At 63.9% G+C, this 4,880-nt stretch carries 5 protein-coding genes and 1 pseudogene; 4 read left to right on the top strand and 2 right to left on the bottom strand.

All coding sequences use genetic code 11. The features are described 5' to 3' along the window. A pseudogene (locus tag IVB48_RS16405) lies at window positions 1-127 on the top strand (transposase); the annotation flags it as partial. Window positions 128-229: 102 nt separating this feature from the next. On the opposite strand, the gene IVB48_RS16410 reads toward IVB48_RS16405, so the two are convergent. Continuing rightward, a complete protein-coding gene (locus tag IVB48_RS16410; RefSeq protein ID WP_247400895.1) occupies window positions 230-1,069 on the bottom strand; it encodes a reverse transcriptase domain-containing protein in 840 nt (279 codons plus the stop codon). A gap of 327 nt (window positions 1,070-1,396) precedes the next feature. Between IVB48_RS16410 and IVB48_RS16415 the strand changes: the two genes are divergently transcribed. Genes IVB48_RS16415 through IVB48_RS16425 form a run of 3 tightly spaced genes read left to right on the top strand, consistent with a single transcriptional unit; the run spans window position 1,397 to window position 3,762 of the window. Further along, entirely contained in the window at window positions 1,397-1,564 is a 168-nt protein-coding gene (locus IVB48_RS16415) for a hypothetical protein (protein ID WP_247400897.1), read from the top strand. Beyond that, on the top strand, window positions 1,557-2,783 hold the full coding sequence (locus IVB48_RS16420; RefSeq protein WP_247400898.1) for a recombinase family protein: 1,227 nt from the start codon (window positions 1,557-1,559) through the stop codon (window positions 2,781-2,783). The genes IVB48_RS16415 and IVB48_RS16420 overlap by 8 nt, the downstream gene beginning before the upstream one ends. A 40-nt stretch (window positions 2,784-2,823) precedes the next feature. Further along, window positions 2,824-3,762: a helix-turn-helix domain-containing protein gene (locus tag IVB48_RS16425; RefSeq protein ID WP_247400900.1), complete on the top strand. Its 939-nt coding sequence runs from the start codon at window positions 2,824-2,826 to the stop codon at window positions 3,760-3,762. Window positions 3,763-3,773: 11 nt separating this feature from the next. On the opposite strand, the gene IVB48_RS16430 is transcribed toward IVB48_RS16425, so the two are convergent. After that, window positions 3,774-4,346, bottom strand: a complete 573-nt coding sequence (locus IVB48_RS16430) for a reverse transcriptase domain-containing protein (protein WP_247400902.1) — start codon at window positions 4,344-4,346, stop codon at window positions 3,774-3,776. Window positions 4,347-4,880 lie beyond the last annotated feature (534 nt).

Consider the following 4,880-nt stretch of genomic DNA (forward strand, 5'->3'; position numbering starts at 1 on the left):
CGGCGAGGTGAAACGTGACGAGGACATGCGGCGGCTGATCACAATTCCGGGCGTTGGAGCGATCACGGCGGCTTCCGTCAAAGCGCTGGTCCCGGATCCCGAAAGATTCAAATCCGGCCGTCACTTCGGGCCGTCGGTCGTGGTCGAGTAGCTAGGCCATTCGGCTTTGCCCTCACAGATCCGGACAGGCGGCTTTCCCGCATCCGGCTCTTCCCGAGGGTAACCCGCGTCATATCCGCGCCTGTGCCCAAGTGCGAGTGATGCGTGGAACGGGCAGACGGAAGCGTGCCGTGAGGGTCTCGAACTCCGACCACCCCATGCGCCGGCTTTTCTGGCTGCGCCGTCTCAGACAGCGCATCCAGATCCGACGCACTTCGCGGGAGAAGCCGTTGAGCGCTGGATAATTGTGCGGCCTGCCGTAGTAGCCGTAGTGTCCAAGCAGCACAGCGGCGAACCACTCGTGCTGCTTGGCCATTGGCGCGTGCATGAGCCGCCAGGCCTCCTGGCGCAACGCCGTCAGCTTACGCGTCAGGCGTTTCCCTTCAGTCTTATGCTTCACGATGAACCGGCCATCTCGGGTCCGCCCGCAGTAGTGGGTGAAGCCGAGGAAGGCGAAGGTGTCGGGTCGCCGCTCGCCGCGCCGCTGACGCGAGAGGGCCGCGAACCGGCCAAACTCGATCAGCCGCGTCTTGTCCTCATGGAGCATCAGGCCAAATCTGGCCAGCCGCGCCTTGAGGGCCAAGAGCATCTCCTGCGCATCCGCCTTGCTCTCGAAGCCCATGACGAAGTCGTCCGCATAGCGCACGGCCGCAACGCGACCGCGTGCGCGGCGACGACGCCATTGGTGGGCCCAGAGGTCGAGGATGTAGTGCAGAAAGATGTTGGCGAGGAGCGGACTGATGCCCGCCCCCTGCGGGGTACCCCTGTCCGTTTCTTGCTTCTCGCCGCTCTCAAGAACGCCGGCCCGCAGCCACAGCTCTATGAGCCGCAAGATGCGAGGATCGGCGATCCTGTGCGCCACCATCCGCAGCAGCCACTCGTGGTCGACCGAGTCGAAGGAAGCGGCCACACACTGCCCATCGCCATGATGTTCCAACTTCAGTGACGATCACGCGCACGCGACACCCGTTCGAAGGTCGCGTGCTGGCCGTGATTGGTACCATTAGGCGGCGCGGCGTCCACTATCTCCTCACCGGTTTGCCGGATGGCAGCCGGTCGTTGATTCCGGCGAGCTGGACCGACTGGAGGGTGGAGCCGCTTGGAGGCACGCCGGCAATCGACGCCGATGACGCTGTCCACGATCTCGGCAGGCTCGGTGATTTGCTCCACTTGCGCAAGCTGGTCGACGCTCTTTGCATCCGGGGCGCCGAGTCGGCGCCGTGCAAGGAAGGCCGCCATGCAATTGAACCTGGAGTTTTTCGATCAGCCCGATGTTCCACCAAGCGCGTCAGTCGCGTGGGACCAAATCGACGAAGCCGCCCGCATGGCGGCCATCGAGATTCTGGCGCGCCTCATCTCCCGCCTGCTTCAGAACGGCCCGTCGACGGAGGCAAGCGATGAATGAGCGCGTCAAGATTACGCCAAGGCATCTCTCTCGACAGGCCGTCGTCTATCTGCGCCAATCCAGCGCCGCACAGGTCGAGCACAACCGCGAATCGACCAACCGGCAATATGCGCTTGTCGGCAAAGCGCGCGACCTCGGCTGGCCCGATGACCGCATCATCGTTATCGACGAGGATCTTGGCCTCTCCGGTTCGGGCTCGGTGGCGCGTTCGGGCTTTGCCCGCCTCACCGCCGAAGTGGCGCTCGCGCGCGTCGGTCTGGTGCTCGGTCTCGAAGTCTCGCGGCTCGCGCGCAATAACGCCGAATGGTACCGCCTGATTGATCTGGCCGGATTTACCGACACGCTGATCGGCGATGCGGACGGCATTTATCATCCGGCCGTGTTCAATGATCGCCTCTTGCTGGGGCTCAAAGGCACGATGAGCGAGGCCGAACTGCACGTGCTGCGGGCTCGCCTCAACGGTGGAATCCGCAACAAGGCGGCGCGCGGCGAACTGCGCCGCGGTCTGCCGGTCGGCTTCGTCTGGGGCGATGCCGATGGCGAGGTCCGCTTCCATCCCGATGAGGCTGTCGTTACCGTCATTCGCAATGTTTTTGCGCGCTTTGCCGCGATGGGATCGGCGCGTCGCGTTTGGCTCTGGTTTCGTTCCGAGGGGCTCACCTTCCCGCTGCAGCTGCACGCCCGTGCCGAGATCCGCTGGGTCGTGGCAAGCTACACCGCCATCCACCAGGTCTTGACCAATCCCGTCTATGCCGGCGCCTATGTCTATGGCAAAACGCGCCAAGAGACGATTCTCGATGGCACTGGCGCGCGCAAGAAGCGGATTCGATTCTTGCCGCGGTCCCAATGGCAGGTCCTCATCCCCGAGCATCATCCCGGCTTCATCGATTGGCAGACCTATGAAGCAAATCAGCAACGTCTCGCCGCGAACACGCGACCTCAGCCGCACAAGGGCGCCGGCGCCGTGAGAGAGGGCGGCGCCCTTCTGCAAGGTCTTGCCAGTTGCGGCCATTGCGGCCGCCGCCTGCATACCCACTATGGCGGACGCAATGCTTCGCCAGGCTATCACTGTGCTGGCAAAGTGCTGGTCGAGAACCGCGGCGTCTGTTGCCTCAATATCGGTGGCGTTCAAATCGATGACGCCATCACCCAGGCGTTCATCGCCGCCTTGGAACCCCGCCAAACTGACCGCGACAGTCACCGCTGCGGAACGGCTTGAAGCGGATCGCGAGGCGGCGCTCAAGCAATGGCGCCTTGCCGTGGAACGCGCCAGCTACGAAGCCCAGCGCGCAGAACGGCGCTATCGCGCCGTCGATCCCGACAACCGTCTCGTCGCGCGCGGTCTTGAGCGGGAGTGGGAAGCCTGCCTGAAGCGCTGGAAGCCGCAAAGGCCGATCTTGCGCGTCGTGAGGCCGCTCGCCCCCATACGATCAGCCATCAGGAGCGTGACCGCCTGCTCGCGCTCGGACCCGATCTCGTCTCCGTGGATCGCAAGCACGACGACGCCGCGCGACCGGAAAGAGTTGCTGCGGACGCTCCTCGACGAGGTCATCGTCAAAGTCGATCGCGATGCCTGTGCCGCCCATTTGACGCTGCGCTGGAAGGGCGGCGCGCTGACCGAGATCGATCTCGGCCTGCCCCGATCGCGGCCGGCGACGATCCGTACCGACGAGGACACAGTTGCGCTCCTGCGACGACTGGCAATGCATTATCCCGATGCCGTGATCGCCGACATCCTCAACCGGCAGGGCCGCGCGACCGCCTACGGCCACCGCTTCGACCGCAACCGCGTCGGCAATTTACGCCGGCACTGGAAGATCCCGAACTTCCAAGACAAACCGCAAGCCGCCGGCGATCTTTTGAACATCAAGCAAGCCGCCGCCGCGCTTGGTGTCGCTCCCTCGACCATCCATCGTTTGCTCAACGACGGCATTATCGCCGGCGAGCAGCTCACGCCCGGCGCTCCCTGGCGCATTCGGCTGACCGATGAACTCAAGGCGCGCTTCAACGGCGAAACGTCCGACGACTTTCTGCCGATGCGCGAGGCTATGCGGGCGCTCGGGGTCCCGCGCCAAACCGTGTTGCAGCGAGTCAAGCGGGGCGAACTCGAAGCCGTGCACGTTGTGCGCGGGAAGCAAAAGGGACTCCGCATCAAGGTCTTAGCCCCGCAATCCAACCGTTTCGACCAAACCGCATGAAGCAGGGGGTATTATGAAGCCACGTCCAAGAAGCTGCGTATGTCGGCATCGAGCACCCAGTTCACGCGCTGGCTCATGATCGCCGTGTGTAGGGCGTCAAGCGCCATATGCGGATTCCGCCCCGGCCGGAAGCCGTAGGAGAACCCGAGGAAGTCGGCCTCGTAGACGGCGCTCAGCACCTCGGCTACGGCGCTTTGGACAATCTTGTCCTCTAGCGCCGGCACACCGAGAGGCCGCTTACCGCCATCGGCTTTGGGGATGTAGACTCGTCGCACCGGCTGTGGCCGATAAGGACCCGTGTGGACCCGCCCGCAGAGGTCGCGGATGTTATCCGTGAGCTCCTCTTCGTACTTCGCCACCGTTACCCCGTCGACTCCCGCGCTGGCCTGCCGCTTTTGTCGTCGAAACGCCCGAAGCAGAGCGTCCTCATCGATGTGATGCAGCAGGGCCGTGAACCGGGTTTGGGCAGCCTGCTTGGCCGCCGCGTTCACCCGTTCGAGGTTCGGCGGCAAGGCAACCCGGCTCTGTGTCCGGACCCTGGCCTTCTCGCGCGGGCTCCCCTCGGGCTGGTCCCTTCCCTCCATACGTCTCGTTTCCTTCGACGACTTCACAGGTACTATGGACCAGTCCGACTCCGGACCTCAGCTCGGACAACGGCTCTGGCAGTGCCTTGCCGCTGTCCCCCACTGAGACCAATCCAATGGACCCGGTCGGGCCTCTCATGTTCCGATGATTACCTTCCATGCGTGATCCGGCCATCGACCCCGACGGAGCGACATCGTCTCGCATAACGACGATGCTCATGCAGCCTTCGTGACTAGGGAACACACTCGGCCTCCGCGAACATCCACCTTTCGAGGCTCATTCCCGCACCTCGCATGGCTCCTGTCTACACTTCGAACCCCACGTTGCCGCAACGCTCGCAAGACTCGGTCCCGGCTTGCCTGCTGTGGCTTTGGCCGGATGGGACTTGCACCCACAAGCAACCATCAGCTTGGCATGGCGTACTCGAGCTATCGCCCAAAGTTGGTGACGGCGGGAATCGGAAAGGCGGCATATCGTGGGGGTGCTTGACGCCTCCACTTCTCCACCGAAGGAGCGATATGCCGTGTCCAACG

It is taken from the genome of Bradyrhizobium sp. 76 (genome assembly GCF_023073025.1).
In the GTDB taxonomy this organism is placed as follows: Bacteria; Pseudomonadota; Alphaproteobacteria; order Rhizobiales; family Xanthobacteraceae; genus Bradyrhizobium.

Coding starts and splice junctions, on each gene's coding strand:
- IVB48_RS16430 (WP_247400902.1), bottom strand. CDS start 4,346: ATGGAGGGAAGGGACCAGCCCGAGGGGAGCCCGCGCGAGAAGGCCAGG.
- IVB48_RS16420 (WP_247400898.1), top strand. CDS start 1,557: ATGAATGAGCGCGTCAAGATTACGCCAAGGCATCTCTCTCGACAGGCC.
- IVB48_RS16415 (WP_247400897.1), top strand. CDS start 1,397: ATGCAATTGAACCTGGAGTTTTTCGATCAGCCCGATGTTCCACCAAGC.